Here is a 16,392-nt window from a genome sequence, read left to right as displayed (position 1 = left end):
CGAGCGACGCATCGTCAGTGCGCGGGTTCCCACCGGAGCGATGCGAGACGACGATGAAGCTCACGGCGACAAGCGGATGGCGGAGCGCACGACGGTACGTCCCGGGCCTGCGCTGGATGGAGGGCTACTCGAGGTCCTGGCTGCGGCCGGACCTGCTCTCCGCGGTGACGATTGGCGCCATGCTGGTGCCTCAAGGCCTGGCCTACGCGCAGATAGTCGGCGTCAGGCCCGCCGCTGGCCTGTATGCGGGCGTCATCGCCATGCTGGCGTACGCGCTGTTCGGTCCCTCCCGGCACCTGATGCTCGGCCCCGAGGCTGGCGCGGCCATCATCGCCGCGAGCGCGCTGGGCGGTGTCGCGGCGGGTGGGGACCCCGCGCGGTATGCGTCGCTCGCCGCGCTCCTGGCGATGATGGTGGGGCTCATCAGCCTCGCCGCGGGCCTGTTCAAGACGGGAGCGCTCGCGGACTTCCTCTCCAAGCCCATCCTCATCGGCTACACCAATGGCGCGGCGCTCATCATCATCGGCAGTCAGCTCTCGCGGATGTTCGGCCTGGAGCGCAAGGCCGATGACTTTCCAGGCCAGCTGCTGGAGGTGGGCCGAGGCTTGAGCCGGACGCATGTGCCCACGCTGCTGCTCGGACTGGGCATCGTCGCCGTCCTGGTGCTCCTGCGACGCTTCCTGCCGAAGCTGCCAGGGCCGCTCATCCTCGTGGTGCTCACCACCGGGCTCGCCGAGGTGTTCCAGCTCCAGCACGGAGGCGTGAAGGTCGTCGGGCCCATCGCCGCCACGCCGCCGTCGCTGGGGCTGCCCTCGGTGGGCTTCTCCGATGTCCGGGCCTTGCTCCCGGCCGCGCTGAGCCTCGCGCTGGTCAACTACGCCAGCTCCGTGCTCGCGGGCCGCCTCTACGCGGACAAGCACGGCTATCGCCTGGACGGCAACCAGGAGCTGATCGGGCAGGCCGCCGCGAACCTGGCCAACGCCTTCACGCAGGGCTTTCCGGTGACGGGCAGCGACTCTCGCACCGCCGTCAATGACGCCATGGGTGGCAAGTCGCAGCTCGTGGGTGTCATCGCCGCCGTGCTGGTCGCCGTGTTCGCGCTGTTCTTCACGCCGCTGCTCCAGAACCTCCCGCTGGTGACGCTCGGAGGCATCGTCATCGTCGCGGCCGTGTACCTGATGGACGTGGGCGCCATCGCCGAGCTGTGGCGGGTGCGGCGCGTGGAGGCGATGCTCGCGGTGGCGACCACGCTGGGCGTGGTGGTGCTCGGCATCCTCCAGGGCATCCTCATCGCCGTGGCGCTGGCCCTGGGGGACCTCATCCGTCGCGCGGCGCATCCCCATGACGCCGTCCTCGGCGAGCGCGAGGGCGTGCCCGGCTGGCACGACGTCTCCCGCCACGCGGGCACGCACACGCTGCCGGGGCTCCTCGTCTATCGCTTCGATGCGCCCATGTTCTTCGCGAATGCCCGCCACCTCCGGGAGCAGCTTCGCGCGTTGATCGCCGAGGCGTCGCCGCCGGTGCGCGAGGTGGTGCTGGACGCGAGCGCCGTGTTCGACCTGGACATCACCGCCGCCGAGGGCCTGGAGAAGCTGCGCCGAGAGCTGGAGGCCGAGGGCATCGCCCTGGTCATCGCCGATGCGAACGCGCCGCTGCGAGGAATGCTGCGGCGCACGGGGATGATGGAGCGGCTGGGCGAGGAGAACGTCTACCTCACCGTCGAAGCCGCCGTGGCCCGCTTCCAGCAGAGCGGTGGTGGCGTGCGCCCCACGCCAGAGCCCCCGTCGCCACCGGCCCTTCATTGACGAGCGACATGGCGGGGCCTCGACTGGCTGCCTGCCGGGCGCGTGCCCCGGGCTGCCCGCCTGGCTCCAGGCTTCTTATCTAGAAGAGGGCATGTGGACTCCTCCTTCCCATCCCGCGGCCCTCCTGCGCGAGAAGCATCCGGCCCAGCAGGGCGACGGACGCGGCGGACTTCCTGCTCGGCGTGAGCAGCTCCTCCAGGCCCGCATCAAGGACCTGTCGCTGCGGCTGTCGGGGACTCCGCTGGAGCGGCACATCGACCAGCTCCACGCGGAGCTGGAGGCGCGAGGCATCTCCTTCAAGCCCCAGTGCTACCTGTCCGACGAGTGGGGCTGTCCCTCCGGTGTGCCCGTCATCGGCGTGCCGTTCTACCTGGCGGACCCGGACCTGCACTCCATCGAGGCGGAGCTGGGCGGCAGCGTGGAGACGGAAGGGGAGATCCTCATGTACCTGCGCCATGAGGCCGGACACGCCTTCAACTACGCCTACCAGCTCTACGAGACGGAGGAGTGGCGCAAGCTGTTCGGGGACTACTCGCGGCCGTATCGGGACGACTACAAGGCGCGGCCCTTCTCCCGGCGCTACGTCCACCACATCGCGGGGTGGTACGCGCAGAAGCACCCGGACGAGGACTTCGCGGAGACGTTCGCGGTGTGGCTCACACCGGACAGTGACTGGCGCAAGCGCTACCAGGGCTGGGGCGCGCTGCGGAAGCTCCAGTACGTGGAGGAGACGGTGGCGCGGCTGGGTCGCACGCCGCCGCTCGTCCAACTGGCCCAGCCGGACCTGACGACGGAGGAGATGGAGGGCACCGTCCTCGACCACTACCGACAGCGGGAGCTGGACGAGAAGGTGGACCTGGAGCTGCGCGACGCGTTCGACCAGTTCCTGGAGGACATCTTCGAGGGGCCCGGCGTGGCGCCCGTGCGCGCGGAGACGCTGGTGCGCGCCGAGCGGCAGCGGCTCCTGTCGAGCGTGAGCCACTACACCGGCGTCAGCCCGAGCGTGGTGCGCGCGCTGCTGGACCACCTGGGAGACAGGACCGCGTCCCTGGGACTCACGCTTCATCCCGATGACAGCCGGGAGGCCGCGCTGCGCATCGCCTCGCTGGTGACGGCCCTGGCGATGAACCACCTCTACACCGACCGCTTCTTCGAGGAGTGAACATGGCCCCTGGCCCCTGGCGTATCGCGGTCCTCCACTATCAGCCCAAGGGAGAGCCGCCGGACCCCGTGATGGGGCAGGTGAGAGCCGCGCTCGAGGAGGGGGGACACGAGACGGTGGCCATTGGCGTGGACGAGAGCGTGTCCGACCTGGTCCGCCTGGTGGGCCGCAGTCGCGCCGACCTGGTCTTCAACATCTGCGAGACGTTCGCGGATGACTACCGGCTGGAGGTCAACGTCGCCGCGATGTTGGAGCTGGCGCGCGTGCCCTTCACGGGCTCCGGCACCGCGGGGTTGTTGCTGGCGCAGGACAAGGTCCTCACCAAGCAGCTGCTCCAGTACCACGGGGTGCTCACGCCCCGGTTCGCCACGTTCGACGGAGCGTCGTTGCAGACGAGCGGTGACTTGCGCTTCCCGGTGGTGGTGAAGCCGGTGCGCTCGGATGCGTCACTGGGCCTGGGCGTGGAGAAGGACCTGGAGGGCCTGGCGCGGCGGGTGCGGAGGATTCAAGAGGAGTTCGGTGACGAGGCGCTCGCGGAGGAGTTCATCGAGGGGCGCGAGCTGTACGTGGGCGTGCTGGGCGACCCCACGCGGCCCGAGGTGCTCCCGGTGGTGGAGCTGGACTTCGGCAAGAAGTGGAGCCGCAAGCGGATGAAGATCGCCAACCGCGAGGTGAAGTTCGGCCCGGAGACGGCGGGCAGCCCGAGGTTGGTGTTGCCCACGGATTTGTCGGATGAGCTGCTCGGGCGCATCTCCCGCGCCGCCATCACCGCGTTCCGCGCGCTCAAGCTGCGTGACTACGCGCGCATCGACTTCCGGGTCTCCAGCGGCACGAAGGACCCGTTCCTCCTGGAGGTGAATCCGAACCCCTACCTGGAGGCGCAGTGCGAGGTGGCGCTCGGCGCGAAGGAGCGGGGGCTGTCCTATCCGGCGCTCATCCGTCGCATCGCCGACACCGCGATGCAGCGGCAGGTGGCTCCGCGCACCAAGGCGACGCCCGCGCCGGAGGCCCCGTCCGTGTCGCAGGGGTGATGGGGGAATCCCCGCGGAATCGAGGACGTTGAAGCCAGAGGGGCGAGGCGCTATAGACCTCGCCGTCCGCGGTACCCAGGGTGGGTTCAGCGGGCCCGGACGAGGTGCGCCGTACCCGGTCACGACAAGACGACGCCCATCTCAGGAGTCGTACGTCATGGCGTGGATCATTCTCCTCATCGCGGGGCTGCTTGAGGTGTGCTGGGCCATTGGCCTCAAGTACACCGAGGGCTTCACCCGTCTTGTCCCCAGCGTCCTCACGGGCGTGGCCATCGTCGCCAGCATGTTCTTGTTGTCCACGGCGGCGAAGACCTTGCCCATCGGCACGGCCTACGCTGTGTGGGTGGGCATCGGAGCGCTCGGCGCGGCGGTGCTCGGCGTGGTGCTCTTCCATGAGCCCATCTCCCCGCTGCGCATCCTGTTCCTCTCCATGCTGCTGGTCGCCATCATCGGACTGAAGGCCACCAGCGGCGCGGGGCACTGAAGCTCGTCTCTCGCCGTGCTCCCGTGTGCCTCCTCGATTCATGCTGGAGGGGCACACGGGAGCACTGGCTCCAAGTGCACAAAGACGCGCTTCAGCGGGAGGACCGGAGCCTCATCGTCGTGACTGGGTGCAAGCGATGACCAAGCAGAGAACCCTCATCCATATCGTCTTCGCGCCTGCGCTTGTGGACAACGACGGTCGCACGCTCGCGGTTGTCCAGGGAATCGAACGGGCGCACTCAGGTGTGCGCTTGGAGTGGAAGCTGTCAGAGGCGGGGCGGCCTATCGCGTTGCCTCAACGCGATGGGTGGCTCGCGGAGGCGGCGGTGAGTGGGGAGTTCCCACGGCGTGTGTTGCCAGACGGAGTGGCGCCGGAGGTAGCGAAACAGTTTCGCCACTCGATGGACCAGCCGCATGTTCCGCCCCGCGGGCTCCCAGCGCTAAGCCTTCCCAAGCACATCCACTCGCCTGAGATTCCCCATTATCTCGGGTGGTTGAACTACTGGTCGGCAGCCACCGCACAGGCCATCGGGTTCCCGGACCCTGCCCGCGACGCAGCGCTCCTTTCTCGGGCGCGGCGCACTGCGACGGGCGGGTGGGTCGTTCGACTCACTGAGACGCCGCTCGACCTCGACAACCCCTTACACCTGGAGGCGCTCTTGCGTGCCTACGAACGCTTCCCGGAAATCGGCGGGCGCGTGCCCCCTCGCTGAGTTCGGATCGAGGGGCGTGCGTTGAAGCTGGGCCGTGGTGTTGCTGCGGCTCCTGCCCAGTGTGGCGTGGACGGAGGAGAGCCCCACGCCGTGTCGGAACCGGATTGGACATGGGAGGGAAGCGTAGGAGCGGCTGGGGCGCGCGGCGAGGCGTGGATTCCCGTGCCAGCGCAGATAAGAGCCCGCCTGCGCGCGTGCCCTGGGTGGTAGCCTCCCTATTCGGGAGGTCACGCACCGTTGCTCCAACCTTTCAGATTGGCCCTCGTGCTCGCGCTCGTGGCGGGAGTCGCCGCCGCGGCTGAGCCCTTGCCTGGAGGGCGCGTCAGGCGGGAACGCCCCGTGACTGTCGCCAGCGCGCCCACCGAACCGCTGCCCGTCGTCCATGTCGCGGGAGACACCCCGACGGTGTTTCTCTTCTCCTCTCCCATCCTGAAGAAGTCCCTGACCTTCGACGAGTCCCGAATCCGTGTCCTGGACGCGGGGGAGCGGTCGGTCATCGTTCAGCCCGTTGCCGACCTCCGTGAGGGCGAGCGGCAGGAACTCGGGCTGTTCTTCGCCGACGGCGGGACGCCAGCGCGCGCCGCCTTCGTGCTCGTGACCCACCCGGGCGACGTGGACTCGCGGATCGACGTCCAGCGCCCCGAGCCTCGGTCCGTGCCCTGTCAGGCCGACGTTTCACCGCCCGTGCCGAAGCCGGAGGACTTCGTGTGGCTCGGCTACGTGGACGCTGAAGGCGTCGTCACATCCTCCGCCGTCCGGGACGCTGTGGATGCCGCACAGGGGCTCTCTACTGAAAGGATCAGCTCCTATCAGGGCAAGGGCTGGTTTCTGGTGGAGATGCACATCAGGAACAAGGCCGATCAACCGGCCTGGACTCCCCGCGAGGCGACGTTCACGGGGCGGGTTGGCATGCCTTTGCGGGCGCGGATCGTGACAGACAAGAAGGGGGCGATTCCTCCGGGTGAGGGCGGACGCGTTCTCGCGGTCATTGAAATCCCTGAGTCGAATGCGAACCTCGTCTTCACCGTGGACGTGCGCGGGGACGGGGGCCGTCAGCTCACGATTCTGGACGTCCGCCTGCGCAAGTCCGGTGGGGAGAAGACCCGATGACGCTATTGGAGACCCTCATCGACGGCTGGCAGATTTCAAGGCAGATCGGCGACGGGGGATTTGCCTTCGTATTTCTGGGCGAGAAGCACGGAAGATGCGGCGCGCTCAAGGTGGCGCTTCACCGGGAGACGAGCGGCGATTTCAAGCAGACCCACGCCCGGACGTTGCGTGAATTGACGGCGCTGCTGATGCTGAACCACCCCAACATCGTCCGGCCGCAAGGGCATGGCTACACGGTGACGGGCCACGCCTATCTCGCGCTCGACTACGTGGAGGGTTGGACGCTCGCGGAGTGGGCGGAACGCAAACACCCGACCTTTCGCGAAATCATCGCGGTCTTCGAGAAGCTCGTCGGTGCCCTGTCGTACATGCACGGTCGAGGCGTGCTGCATCGGGACTTGAAGCTGCTCAATGTCCTGATTCGCAAGAGCGACGGCGAGCCCGTCATCATCGACTTCAGTTGTGCGACCCATGCGCTCGCCGAAGATCTGACGGACGGGGGCCTGCCTCCGGGCACGGACCGCTATCGCGCGCCCGAACAGTTCAAGTTCCTACGAGAGCACAAGGACGACCCGCGGGCCCGCTATGCCTTTCAGGTCGCCGACGAGATCTTCGCGGTCGGCGTCATGCTGCACGAGCTGCTGGCGGACCCACGTCCGCTGGAGAAGCACGCGCGCTTCGACTTGAACGACCCGAACCATGTGCCGCGCTCGCCTCGTCTGGTGAACGCCCGCGTCCCAGAGGCCCTGAGCGAGCTCGTCGAAGGCCTCTTGTCCCGGAGCCCGACGAAGCGTCCGGTCGACACCGAAGCGCTTCGTCGTGAGCTGGCGGCACTCCGCGCTGACCCTGTCGCCGACTACGACGTGCCGGCGCATGTGCCCTCGGAACGGCGTCGTTCCGAGCACGTCGACCGTGAGCTGCCAGCCGCGTCGTCGTCGCTTGCCGTTCCAGCCCCTCGTTCGTGGCACGGCGGCCTGACCGAGCGCCAGCGCCTGGCGGGAAGGTGGGGAGTCATCTTTGTCGGCGTCGTGGCGCTCGTCGCGGCTGCTGCCTTGTGGCGCTATTCGCGAGAGGCGCCCGCGCCACATTCCACACCGCCCAGGATGGTGCCCCCTGCTATGTCCCCCTTTGCTCCCTCTCCCGTGGAAGCCCCGGCGCTGGCGCTCGCCGCCGCACAGAAGGAAGGTTCAACCGTGAAGACCCCGCCGCCCGAGACGCCGCCCCAAGGACGCGCAGTCCGCATGCCCAAGAAGTTCGCCGCCGCCGTTGAGTGCGCGTCGTTGTCGCTCGTCGCGGCACTGGCGGCGGGTTGTCCGGGGGCTCAGATACGGCCCGAGGCGTTCACCTGCCCCGCTGGCGCGGAAGAGGCCATGCTGGAGAATCTCCATTGGCGGTTCAAATACAAATGGAGCCTCGTCCTGGACGACCGCTACGGGCAGGAGGAGGACATCTGGTTCACCGCTGGTGAGGTCGTGGTGGGGGTCGTCCCGAAGAACATCGCGGATGACCAGCGGAAATTAGTGCCCCCAGGAACCCGCTTCTACGGGAGGGCCTACTACCTGTCCGACAAGATGGGGCGCGCGGACGGACCCGCGCTCATCATTCGCTATGACCGCGTGAAGCTGCCGGGGCAGGACGAGCAGCCCATCTGCTTCGTCGTCGAGCGCGATGTGAAGGAGTTCAAGGATGGAAAGGTGAAGTCATGGAACCGAGGCAGTGGAGTCGTCGTGGATCGCTGGCCCTGAGTCCCTCGCGGGTGACGTACAGGGTAGGCGGTCGAGATCGGCCACCCCCTCGCGAGATGCGGCAGGACCTCCTGGGGTAGTTCCCTTGTGGACCATCTCCCAGGTAGTATTCGTCCCCAAGGCGCGTGAGCATGGGTGCCCGCGTCAATGGAGGGACACGCATGGCGGCCATCGAGTTCACGGTTCCCCGAGGGGCGATCCTCTTCGAGAGGGACGGCTTCAAGTACGAGTTCCGCGACAACCTGGGGGAGGCGCATCACGGGCTGAGCCTCCTCGTCGCGAGGCGCCGGACGCTGGAGGGCAACCACCCCAGGGGGAGAGTGCTGCTCAAGGCGGTGGGGGCACAGCCGAGTCAGGACGCCACGCGCATCAAGAGGGCCAGGGAGAAGCTGGAAGAGCAGGTGCGCCTGGCGACGTTCCTCGACCATCCGGCCATCCTTCGCGTCCACGGACTGCACAAGGCGGAGGGGGCCTGGTACGTCATCACCGAGCACCCCGTCGGGCATTCCGTGTGCGAGCTGCTGACGCTCGCCGGAGAGTGTGGCCGCAGGTTCTCGCCCTCGTTCGCGCTCTACGTGGGAGCCCGTGCCGCCGCCGCCCTGGAGCATGCCCACGAGGCGACGGACGGGCAGGGGAAGCCGCTCCACATCGTCCACCGCGCCGTCGACGTGGGAACCCTCTTCGTTGACTGGAAGGGTGGGGTGCAGCTCGCCGACTTCGGCCTTGCCCTGTCGAACCTGCCCGGCCGCGTCTCCTCCACGGTGCGCCGCCCGCTGGGGGACTCGTTCTATTCGTCTCCGGAGATGCTGCTGACCGGGTGTGTCGACGCGCGCTCGGACCTCTTCGCGCTCGGCGTCGTCATGCTCGAGATAGCGACAGGAAGGAACCTCCTCGATGCTCCGGACGATGTGACAGACGCAGTGAAGGATTCGCTGTCGAGGCGGCAGCGCGGGCGCGTCCGGCGTGCCCTCAAACGGGCCGAGCTCGCGGAATGCCATCCCCTGGTGGAAGACGCCATCTGGCGCGCGGCGACCTACACGCAGGCGGACCTGGAGGCGTTGACGGAGAACCTGCCCCAGGGGCTGCGGCTGATCTTGCGCAAGCTGCTTCAACGGTCGCCCGAGGATCGCTACCCGTCGGCACGCGAGCTGGCGGCGGACCTGCGCCGATGGACCGGCGGCGAGGAGGTCTTCGGCAAGGAGGAAGCCGAAGCCGAGCTGCTCGCGCTGGTGAAGCAGTCGGGCGAAGCGCTGGCTGAGCTGGGCATCCGGCGCCCCCGGGGAAGCGAGGTCTACGACGAGGTCAGCAAGAGCCAGGGGTGTCCCTGATGCCCGTGGTGGTCAGGTGGGTGCGAGCGGGGCCCACTGAGTCCCGCTCGCGAACAGCGAACCGCGGGGCCTCAGTGAACCACTTTCTTGCAGCCGCCGTGCTCCGACGTGTTGCCCGCCGCATCGGTCGCCACGGCCGTCACGCCTGAGTTCGGGGGCAGCACCGCCGGGTGAGTCAGCTTGTAGCGCCCCACGCCGCTGGCGTCGGTCGTCACCTTCGCCGACCCCAGGTAGGTCGTGTCGTTCTCTCCCTTGCTCGCCGACAGGCAGGCCGGGCTCCTGTAGAGGTCGACGGTGAAGACCCGGGAATGGGTGCTGCTCAGTTTGCCGGAGATTTCAGTCGTTGAACCGACAATGAAGATCTCGCTGATGGTCGGCGTGTTCTGCAAGCTATTGGGGCCACTGTCCTCGTCGCGGGAGTCATTGGGGGTGGCGCCGTTGCCGCCCAGGTCGATGCCCTTCCCACCGTTCGCCTTGCTCCTGTTGCCACGGACCGTATTGGACCTCGCCTTCGCGCCGACGATGGTGACGCCGGCGCTCTCGTTGTAGGCGATGTGGTTTCCCGAGTTGGCGACGTCGACGGTGCCGAGCTGAGTGAACGAGGCGTTCTGGATGAAGACACCGCTGCCCTTGTTGGCGAGGGGGCTGAGCCCCAGCGCGTCGGTCCCGATGCTGTTCGCGAGGAGCTTCGTATAGAGGGCGTCTTCGTTGATGAAGACACCATCTGAACCGTTGCCGGCAATCACGTTGTAGGTGAGCTCATTGAGCGTCCCTCCGTAGAGGAAGACACCCGAATTGAAGTTGCCGAGCGAGGCCTGCCCCGTGGCATCTGTTCCAATGAGGTTTCCAGTGATTTCGTTCTTGTGGGCGGAATCATCCACGAAGATGCCGAACGTGTTGTTGCCCGAAATCACATTCTCCTCATAGAGCCCCAGTCCCCCGATGGTGTTGAACGAGGACTCGATGGCAATGCCAAAGGCGTTCCCGCTGGCCTTGAGTCCAGACCAATCGGTTCCGAGGTAGCACCCGACGATGGTATTGCCTCCGCCTTGGCCCAGTCTGACTCCCGTATTGAAGTTCTGGATGTTCACCGCCCGAAGGACGTTGCTCTCGGACTCGAACGCGAGGCCATCGAACTCAGCATTGCCCGTGAGTTGAATCAAAGGCATTCCCGCATAGTGGCGCTGGGTCGAGCCGTCGATGGTGACCGTGTCCACGAGGGTGGGGAGTTCGGAGAGCACGGTGATGGTCCGGACACCCGGCCCGGGGATGTCGAAGGAGATCGTGTCCGGGCCCGGGTTGGCATTGGCGTCGATGATGGCCGCCCGCAGGGAGTCCGGCCCCGAGTCGTTCGTGTTCTTGACGATGTACTCCGCCGCCAGGGCGGGCGAGACCCCCAGGAGGAGCAGGGCGGAGCAGGTCAGGGGGATTTCCTTCAACAAGCGTGCAGCGCGTCTCATCTGGAGGTCTCCTTGCCTGGCTGCGCGATGGCGACAGGGCAGGCGGCATGGAGATGTCCACCGCGTCAGGAAAGGGCTTGACCGAATATTTCGGTCAGCCCCGAGGGGCGAATTGACAACCGCGCCGTTCGGACCCAACCCATCGCCCCGCCGTGCCCTTGGACCCGCGCCAATCACTCCCTATATACGGGGCGTGGCAAGGCCTGCTCATGAGGACGCGGTGAGTCGCGCGGTGAGCGCCTTCGCACAGGCACATGCCCTCAGCTTCCGTGAGGCGGAGGTGGTCCGGCTCGGAGCACGGGGGCTCGCGACCAAGACCATCGCGAGCGAGCTGGGCATTGGCTACAAGACAGTCTCGCAGTACTGGACGCGCGCCTGCCAGAAGGTGGGCTGCGGTGGGCCGGCGGAGCTCCTCGCGGCCTTGTTGCGGCATGCGCTCACCAGATGTAGCGGAGGATGAGCTGGCCGTAGCTCAGCGTCGGATCGCCGGACTCCAGCGCGCGCCCCGCCTGTCCCAACCCCATGCGCGGCTCGCCGTCGAGCGTCACCACCGTGCCGAGCCCGAGCTGGAGGTTGGCGCGGCCGGAGTAGTAGATGCCCAGGCCCACCGTGTTGTCGCTCAGCGTGCGGTCATCCCGGTTCACCTGCTCCTGGAAGCCCGTCCGGAAGACATACTCGCCGACGATGGCGATCGGAATCGCCGTCACCGGATAGATATCCAACGTCGCCGCGAGCGCGAAGAAGACGCGCAGCGCATTCGTCTCCTGCTCGAAACGTCCCCCGAGGACGACGTCGAAGGGCCGACGCTTCTGCCACGCGTACTCCGCGGACGCGGACCCCTGGAGCGAGAACACCCGGCCGAAGGACTGCGCCACGAAGAGCCCGCCGTGGGCGCTCGCCTCCTGGTTGGGCACGAAGAGGAACTGTCCCAGGTTGCCGTCGATGATGCCGCCCACCGTCACCTGGGGCGTGTCCACGATGGCGTTGATCAGCGGGAGCAGGGTGATCTCCCGGCCCTTGTTGTAGCCAAAGTGTCCCCGCAGGGAGAGCTGCGTGCCGCTCTTGTCGTTGCGCAAGAGCCGCAACACCGCGCCGAGCTGCCCCACCAGGTCCACGGTGCCACCCGAGGCCAGCAGGCTGTCCGCGTTGGTGCCGGTGATGATGGTCGCCCTGCCAAAGCCGACGACGCCCAGCCAGTCGGTGATGCTCAGGCTCAGGTCCAGCGTCTGCTGGACGCCGGTCAGCAGGACATCCAGCGGCTCCAGGTCATTCACCGGGACGTCCGGAATGTCGTAGCGCGCGATGCCCTCCCGGATGCCCACGTGCGTGGTGACGAACGCGCTCTGCTGGAGCATGGGGAACTGGAACACGTGTCCCTTGAGCTGACGGGAGCGCGCGCCGCACGGCTCGGTGCAGGCCTCGCTCTCCTTGGACTCGGCCAACGCGGGACTCGCGACAAGGCTCAACACCACACCCAGACTCAAGATGGCGGTCTTCATCTGGGGCAACGTGGGGAACAAGGCCACCCTCGACCATTGCCCCCGCGCGCGCGGTGAGCGTCGCGGCGAGGACAGCGAAGCGGCGCTTGTCCTCGGGCCCGTTGGTCCACGGACATTGATGCGCGGACCTCGCGGCATGGTCGCTCCCGTCCGCCGCGAGAGGGGCATCTTCCCGGCCGCTACCGGGGAGGATGTGGAATGGAAGTATCAGAGACCTTGCAACGGACGGAGCCCACGCACGCCTGGCTTCCGAACCTGACGCTCGCGCACGAGCAGCTCGCTCCGAGGTTGGAGGCGTTCTATCGGGATCTACACGCGCACCCCGAGCTGTCCAGGCAGGAGGAACAGACCTCGGCGAAGGTGGCGAAGTGGCTGGAGCGCATTGGCTACGAAGTGACCACCGGAGTCGGCGGTTACGGTGTCGTCGGCGTGCTCCGCAACGGTCCGGGTCCCACCGTGCTGCTGCGCGCGGACATGGATGCGCTGCCGGTGGAGGAGAAGACCGGCCGCCCCGACGCGAGCCATGTGAGGGTGAAGGATTCTCATGGGGGGACGGTGCCGGTGATGCACGCATGCGGACATGACGTCCACATCACCTGCCTGGTGGGCGTGGCGGAGCTGCTCGCCCAATCCCGCCCCCACTGGCGCGGGACGCTGATGCTGGTGGCCCAGCCCGCAGAGGAGACGCTCCAGGGCGCGCGGGCCATGGTGAAAGACGGACTGTATGAGCGCTTCGGCAAGCCCGACGTGGCGCTTGCCCAGCACGTGGCGCCGCTGGAGGTGGGGCTCCTGGGGCACCATCCCGGGGCCTGCATGATGGCCTCCGCCAACGTGCGCATCCGCATCTTCGGAAAGGGCGGGCACGGCTCGCAGCCCCACGCGGCGGTGGACCCCGTCGTCATCGCCGCGTACCTGGTGACCCGGCTGCAGAGCATCGTCTCTCGCGAGGTGGACCTCACGCGCGGCGGCGTGGTGATCACCGTGGGCAGCATCCACGCGGGCTCCCGCTCCAACGTGATCCCCGACGAGGCGGTGCTGGAGATGACGGTGCGCACGCCGACAGATGCCCTCCAGAAGCAGCTGCTCGAAGCCATCACGCGCATGGCGAAGGCGGAGTGTGAGGCGGGGCGCTCGCCCAAGCCGCCCGACATCGAGGTGATGGAGCACACGCGGGTGATGGTGAACGACGACTCCTACTTCACCCGGGTCCGTGCCGCGCACGCGGCCTGGTTCGGAGCCGAGCGCATCGTCGACACGGGCCTGGGCAGCGGCAGCGAGGACTTTCCCTACTTCGACGGGCGCACGTCCGCCGAGGACGCCCAGGCGGCGGTGCCGCTCGTCTACTGGTTCTTCGGCGGCACGTCTCACGACGCCTGGAAGCAGGCGCCTGGCAAGACGCCCTGGGAGAAGATCCAGGCCCTGCCATCAAACCACTCACCGCGCTTCGACCCCTCGGTCGACAGCCTGCGCTTCGGCTGCGAGACGCTGCTGCTCGCCGCCCTGGCGTGCCTGGATGAGGAGCCCAGCAAGGAGCCGGAGCCCGAAGGGCTGCACTGAAAGGGAAGGGGGCGCCGGCTGATGAACATCCGCCGGTCCCCTCGGCTCACAGGGGCGTGTGGGCCGAAGACGCCTCCAGGAAGCTTCGCAGGTCCGCGGCGGTACGCGCGGCGTCCTCCTCCATGGGGACGTGCCCCAGCTCCGGATAGACGATGAGCCTGGCGCCGGGGAGGTCCCGGGCGAAGCGGTGGCCGTGCTCCAGCGGAATCCACGTGTCCTTCGCGCCCCAGAGGATGAGCGTGGGCATGCGCAGCTCGCCCAGATGCTTCCACCGCGTCTCGTCGCTGACCGACCGCAGCCGCTCGCGCGTGGCCTGGCGGTTGCCCTCGCGCAGCAGCAGCGCGTGGTACTGCTCCACCAGCGCCTCCGTCACGCGGGAGGGGTCTCCGTAGACGGCTCGCAGGTTCCGGTCGATGACCCAGCGCGCCCCCGCGCATCCGGCCCCGTCAGGCCGTGGCCAGGAAGATCCAGGGTGATGACGCGGTAGTTTTCTGACAACTCACGCACCCAGCCCTCCCACGTGAAAAGAGAGGAATTGGAGCCGTGAAGCAACAGCAGCGTGGGCCCCTGGCCCTGCTCGCGGTAGTGGATGCGCAGACCCTCCACGTCCAGGAAGCGCGAGGGACCTGTCGCGTAGCGCGACTCCAGCTCCGAGGGAGACACGTCCCTCCGGAAGCTGGCCGCGAGGCCCCCGACGAGGAGGACGAGAACGAGGACGAGGACCTTGCGACGGAGCTTCATGGTGCAATTTTCTCCTGGAACAGCGAGCCGCCGAGAAAGATAGACGGCGACGCACGCACCGGAGCGCCCGGATTGGGGTACCGACGGACCCTTGCTTCAATGTGTGTCTTCATGAAACGGAGGGTGGGGTTGCGCCATTGCCTGTCACGCGTCCACAATGGCCGTGCCGCGTTCGCCCTGCATTCCCTCGTGCTCGGATGCGAATCTCTCTCTCTCAAAAAATCATCCTCGCGCCGCTCGTCGTGGCGCTGTTCTTCGCCCTGCTCTCGGTGGGGTACACGATTCCTCGGCTTCGCGAGGCCTTCGAGGAGCAAGGCCATTCGATGAGCGTGGCGGTGCCGACGGCGCTCGCCTCGGCGATGGCGGACCTGCTGCGCAATCGCGAGCAGGCCGAGGTCCAGCCCACGCTGGACGCGGTGGCCCGGGAAGGCGCGCTGGCGTACGTGGCGCTCGTGGACCCGAAGGGCGCGCTGGTGGCCGTGTCGGGGCGCCACGCGCGGATTCTGCGCGACCACGCCTCCGAGCTGACCGTCACGAAGGAGGGCACTCCGCTTCAGGCCGAGGACGTGGAGCTGCTGGACATGGCGGCGCAGGTGCCCGGCGGCCTGGGCTCGGTGCACGTGGGCTTCAATCGCACGGAGGCTCGGGGCCACATCGACGGAATCGTGAACAACCTGCGCATCGTGCTGCTGGCCGCGCTGGTGGTGCTGATGGTGGGAGCGTGGTTCATCAGCCGGCGCATCGTCGCTCCGCTCGTCGCGCTCACCGGCGCCGTGACACGCATCGCCGAGCACGGTGACCTGCGCGAGCCGGTGCACGTCTCCACGCAGGATGAGGTGGGCGACCTGGCGCGCGCGGTGGGGCTGCTGGTGGGCAAGCTCAAGGACCTCTTGCACCAGCTCCACTCGTCCACGGAGCTGCTCAGCGACTCGGTGATGGGACTCAACGAGTCCGCGAACGAGCAGAACCAGATGGTCTCCCGTCAGGCCGCCGCGGTCCAGGAGACGCAGGTGACGGCGCAGGAGATCCGCCAGACGGCGCTCCTGGCATCCAGCTCCGCGCAGTCCGTCATCGAAGTGGCGGAGCGCGCGGAGGCGCTGGGCAAGTCCGGAGAGGACGCCGTCGCCGCGAGCATCGACGGCATGGTGGATCTGCGCTCGCAGGTGGAGCAGATCACCGTGCGCATCATGTCGCTGGCAGAGCGCACGCAGCAGATTGGCGGAATCACGGAGACGGTGAAGGACCTGGCGGACCAGTCGCACCTCTTGGCCGTGAACGCGGCCATCGAGGCGGCGCGCTCGGGTGAGCACGGCAAGGGCTTCGCGGTGGTGGCGCGGGAGATTCGCGCGCTGGCGGACCAGTCCATCCGGGCCACCAATCAGGTGCGGAAGATCCTCTTTGACATCGGCGAGGCCATCGCCGGCACGGTGCAGATCACCGCCGAGGGGACGCAGCGGATGGAGGCGGGGCTGACGCAGGCGCGCGCGTCCGGGGACACGCTGCGCCAGCTCAGCACCATCGTCCAGGACAGCACCGCGGCCGCGCGGCAGATCGCCCAGACGGTGAGCCAGCAGGCCACGGGCATCGAGCAGATCTTCACGGCCGTCAACGAGCTGAACGCGGTGATGGGGGACACGGTGCAGCGCATCTCCTCCACCAACGAATCCGCGGTGTCCCTGAAGCTGCTGTCCGAGCGCGTGGCCGAGGTGGTGCGGGCCTACCGCGTCTGAGGGGCGCGGCGTCAGGGCTCGAGGCTGC

15 protein-coding genes and 1 riboswitch are annotated in these 16,392 nt (G+C 67.9%); of the genes, 11 read left to right on the top strand and 4 right to left on the bottom strand.

Features of this window, described 5'->3' with window-relative positions; all coding sequences use genetic code 11:
* Positions 1 to 53 precede the first annotated feature (53 nt).
* The 8 genes from ACN469_RS30500 to ACN469_RS30465 all read left to right on the top strand — a co-directional run bounded on the left by ACN469_RS30500 (position 54) and on the right by ACN469_RS30465 (position 9,377).
* Entirely contained in the window at positions 54 to 1,805 is a 1,752-nt protein-coding gene (locus tag ACN469_RS30500; protein ID WP_498773532.1) for a SulP family inorganic anion transporter, read from the top strand.
* A 91-nt stretch (positions 1,806 to 1,896) separates the two neighbouring features.
* On the top strand, positions 1,897 to 2,967 hold the full coding sequence (locus ACN469_RS30495; RefSeq protein WP_498773530.1) for a putative zinc-binding metallopeptidase: 1,071 nt from the start codon (positions 1,897 to 1,899) through the stop codon (positions 2,965 to 2,967).
* Positions 2,968 to 2,969: 2 nt separating this feature from the next.
* Positions 2,970 to 3,998, top strand: coding sequence for a D-alanine--D-alanine ligase family protein (locus ACN469_RS30490; RefSeq protein ID WP_498773528.1), 1,029 nt, complete (start codon positions 2,970 to 2,972; stop codon positions 3,996 to 3,998).
* Positions 3,999 to 4,077: 79 nt separating this feature from the next.
* Positions 4,078 to 4,137, top strand: a riboswitch (guanidine-III (ykkC-III) riboswitch).
* Between the two features lie 18 nt (positions 4,138 to 4,155).
* Complete coding sequence (gene sugE, locus ACN469_RS30485) at positions 4,156 to 4,482, top strand: quaternary ammonium compound efflux SMR transporter SugE (RefSeq protein WP_498773526.1); 327 nt, start codon at positions 4,156 to 4,158, stop codon at positions 4,480 to 4,482.
* Positions 4,483 to 4,618: 136 nt separating this feature from the next.
* Complete coding sequence (locus ACN469_RS30480; protein ID WP_498773524.1) at positions 4,619 to 5,194, top strand: DUF5953 family protein; 576 nt, start codon at positions 4,619 to 4,621, stop codon at positions 5,192 to 5,194.
* Between the two features lie 237 nt (positions 5,195 to 5,431).
* Positions 5,432 to 6,304 carry a DUF2381 family protein gene (locus ACN469_RS30475; protein WP_498773522.1) on the top strand — a complete coding sequence of 291 codons (873 nt, stop codon included), beginning with the start codon at positions 5,432 to 5,434 and terminating at the stop codon, positions 6,302 to 6,304.
* The gene (locus ACN469_RS30470; RefSeq protein ID WP_498773520.1) at positions 6,301 to 8,049 is read left to right on the top strand and encodes a serine/threonine protein kinase; all 1,749 of its coding nucleotides are present in this window, start codon (positions 6,301 to 6,303) and stop codon (positions 8,047 to 8,049) included. The genes ACN469_RS30475 and ACN469_RS30470 overlap by 4 nt, the downstream gene beginning before the upstream one ends.
* A gap of 161 nt (positions 8,050 to 8,210) precedes the next feature.
* On the top strand, positions 8,211 to 9,377 hold the full coding sequence (locus ACN469_RS30465) for a serine/threonine protein kinase (RefSeq protein WP_498773518.1): 1,167 nt from the start codon (positions 8,211 to 8,213) through the stop codon (positions 9,375 to 9,377).
* Positions 9,378 to 9,448: 71 nt separating this feature from the next.
* On the opposite strand, the gene ACN469_RS30460 is transcribed toward ACN469_RS30465, so the two are convergent.
* Positions 9,449 to 10,837 (bottom strand): NosD domain-containing protein, encoded by a 1,389-nt coding sequence (locus ACN469_RS30460; protein WP_498773516.1) that lies wholly within the window; start codon positions 10,835 to 10,837, stop codon positions 9,449 to 9,451.
* 232 nt (positions 10,838 to 11,069) lie between these two features.
* Between ACN469_RS30460 and ACN469_RS30455 the strand changes: the two genes are divergently transcribed.
* On the top strand, positions 11,070 to 11,297 hold the full coding sequence (locus ACN469_RS30455) for a helix-turn-helix domain-containing protein (protein ID WP_498773515.1): 228 nt from the start codon (positions 11,070 to 11,072) through the stop codon (positions 11,295 to 11,297).
* Here the strand turns inward: ACN469_RS30455 and ACN469_RS30450 are convergent.
* Positions 11,275 to 12,336, bottom strand: a complete 1,062-nt coding sequence (locus tag ACN469_RS30450) for a hypothetical protein (RefSeq protein ID WP_498773513.1) — start codon at positions 12,334 to 12,336, stop codon at positions 11,275 to 11,277. The genes ACN469_RS30455 and ACN469_RS30450 overlap by 23 nt on opposite strands.
* Before the next feature lie 198 nt (positions 12,337 to 12,534).
* Here ACN469_RS30450 and ACN469_RS30445 point away from each other — a divergent pair, with 198 nt between their 5' ends.
* Entirely contained in the window at positions 12,535 to 13,893 is a 1,359-nt protein-coding gene (locus tag ACN469_RS30445; protein WP_498773511.1) for an amidohydrolase, read from the top strand.
* A 46-nt stretch (positions 13,894 to 13,939) separates the two neighbouring features.
* Here ACN469_RS30445 and ACN469_RS30440 read toward each other — a convergent pair whose 3' ends face one another.
* Both ACN469_RS30440 and ACN469_RS30435 read right to left on the bottom strand, forming a co-directional pair.
* Positions 13,940 to 14,308 carry an alpha/beta fold hydrolase gene (locus ACN469_RS30440; RefSeq protein ID WP_498773559.1) on the bottom strand — a complete coding sequence of 123 codons (369 nt, stop codon included), beginning with the start codon at positions 14,306 to 14,308 and terminating at the stop codon, positions 13,940 to 13,942.
* The gene (locus ACN469_RS30435) at positions 14,263 to 14,634 is read right to left on the bottom strand and encodes an alpha/beta fold hydrolase (RefSeq protein ID WP_498773509.1); all 372 of its coding nucleotides are present in this window, start codon (positions 14,632 to 14,634) and stop codon (positions 14,263 to 14,265) included. The genes ACN469_RS30440 and ACN469_RS30435 overlap by 46 nt, the downstream gene beginning before the upstream one ends.
* Before the next feature lie 197 nt (positions 14,635 to 14,831).
* Here ACN469_RS30435 and ACN469_RS30430 point away from each other — a divergent pair, with 197 nt between their 5' ends.
* On the top strand, positions 14,832 to 16,364 hold the full coding sequence (locus tag ACN469_RS30430; RefSeq protein ID WP_498773507.1) for a methyl-accepting chemotaxis protein: 1,533 nt from the start codon (positions 14,832 to 14,834) through the stop codon (positions 16,362 to 16,364).
* Positions 16,365 to 16,392 lie beyond the last annotated feature (28 nt).

Source organism: Corallococcus terminator (assembly GCF_049194865.1).
Taxonomy (GTDB): domain Bacteria; phylum Myxococcota; class Myxococcia; order Myxococcales; family Myxococcaceae; genus Myxococcus; species Myxococcus terminator_A.
The sequence above is the reverse complement of the archived record's forward strand: the minus strand, read 5'-3'. Positions and strand labels throughout refer to the sequence as shown.

Coding starts and splice junctions, on each gene's coding strand:
- ACN469_RS30480 (WP_498773524.1), top strand. CDS start 4,619: ATGACCAAGCAGAGAACCCTCATCCATATCGTCTTCGCGCCTGCGCTT.
- ACN469_RS30460 (WP_498773516.1), bottom strand. CDS start 10,837: ATGAGACGCGCTGCACGCTTGTTGAAGGAAATCCCCCTGACCTGCTCC.
- ACN469_RS30495 (WP_498773530.1), top strand. CDS start 1,897: ATGTGGACTCCTCCTTCCCATCCCGCGGCCCTCCTGCGCGAGAAGCAT.
- sugE (WP_498773526.1), top strand. CDS start 4,156: ATGGCGTGGATCATTCTCCTCATCGCGGGGCTGCTTGAGGTGTGCTGG.
- ACN469_RS30430 (WP_498773507.1), top strand. CDS start 14,832: ATGCGAATCTCTCTCTCTCAAAAAATCATCCTCGCGCCGCTCGTCGTG.
- ACN469_RS30490 (WP_498773528.1), top strand. CDS start 2,970: ATGGCCCCTGGCCCCTGGCGTATCGCGGTCCTCCACTATCAGCCCAAG.
- ACN469_RS30465 (WP_498773518.1), top strand. CDS start 8,211: ATGGCGGCCATCGAGTTCACGGTTCCCCGAGGGGCGATCCTCTTCGAG.
- ACN469_RS30450 (WP_498773513.1), bottom strand. CDS start 12,336: ATGAAGACCGCCATCTTGAGTCTGGGTGTGGTGTTGAGCCTTGTCGCG.
- ACN469_RS30435 (WP_498773509.1), bottom strand. CDS start 14,634: ATGAAGCTCCGTCGCAAGGTCCTCGTCCTCGTTCTCGTCCTCCTCGTC.
- ACN469_RS30445 (WP_498773511.1), top strand. CDS start 12,535: ATGGAAGTATCAGAGACCTTGCAACGGACGGAGCCCACGCACGCCTGG.
- ACN469_RS30470 (WP_498773520.1), top strand. CDS start 6,301: ATGACGCTATTGGAGACCCTCATCGACGGCTGGCAGATTTCAAGGCAG.
- ACN469_RS30500 (WP_498773532.1), top strand. CDS start 54: ATGAAGCTCACGGCGACAAGCGGATGGCGGAGCGCACGACGGTACGTC.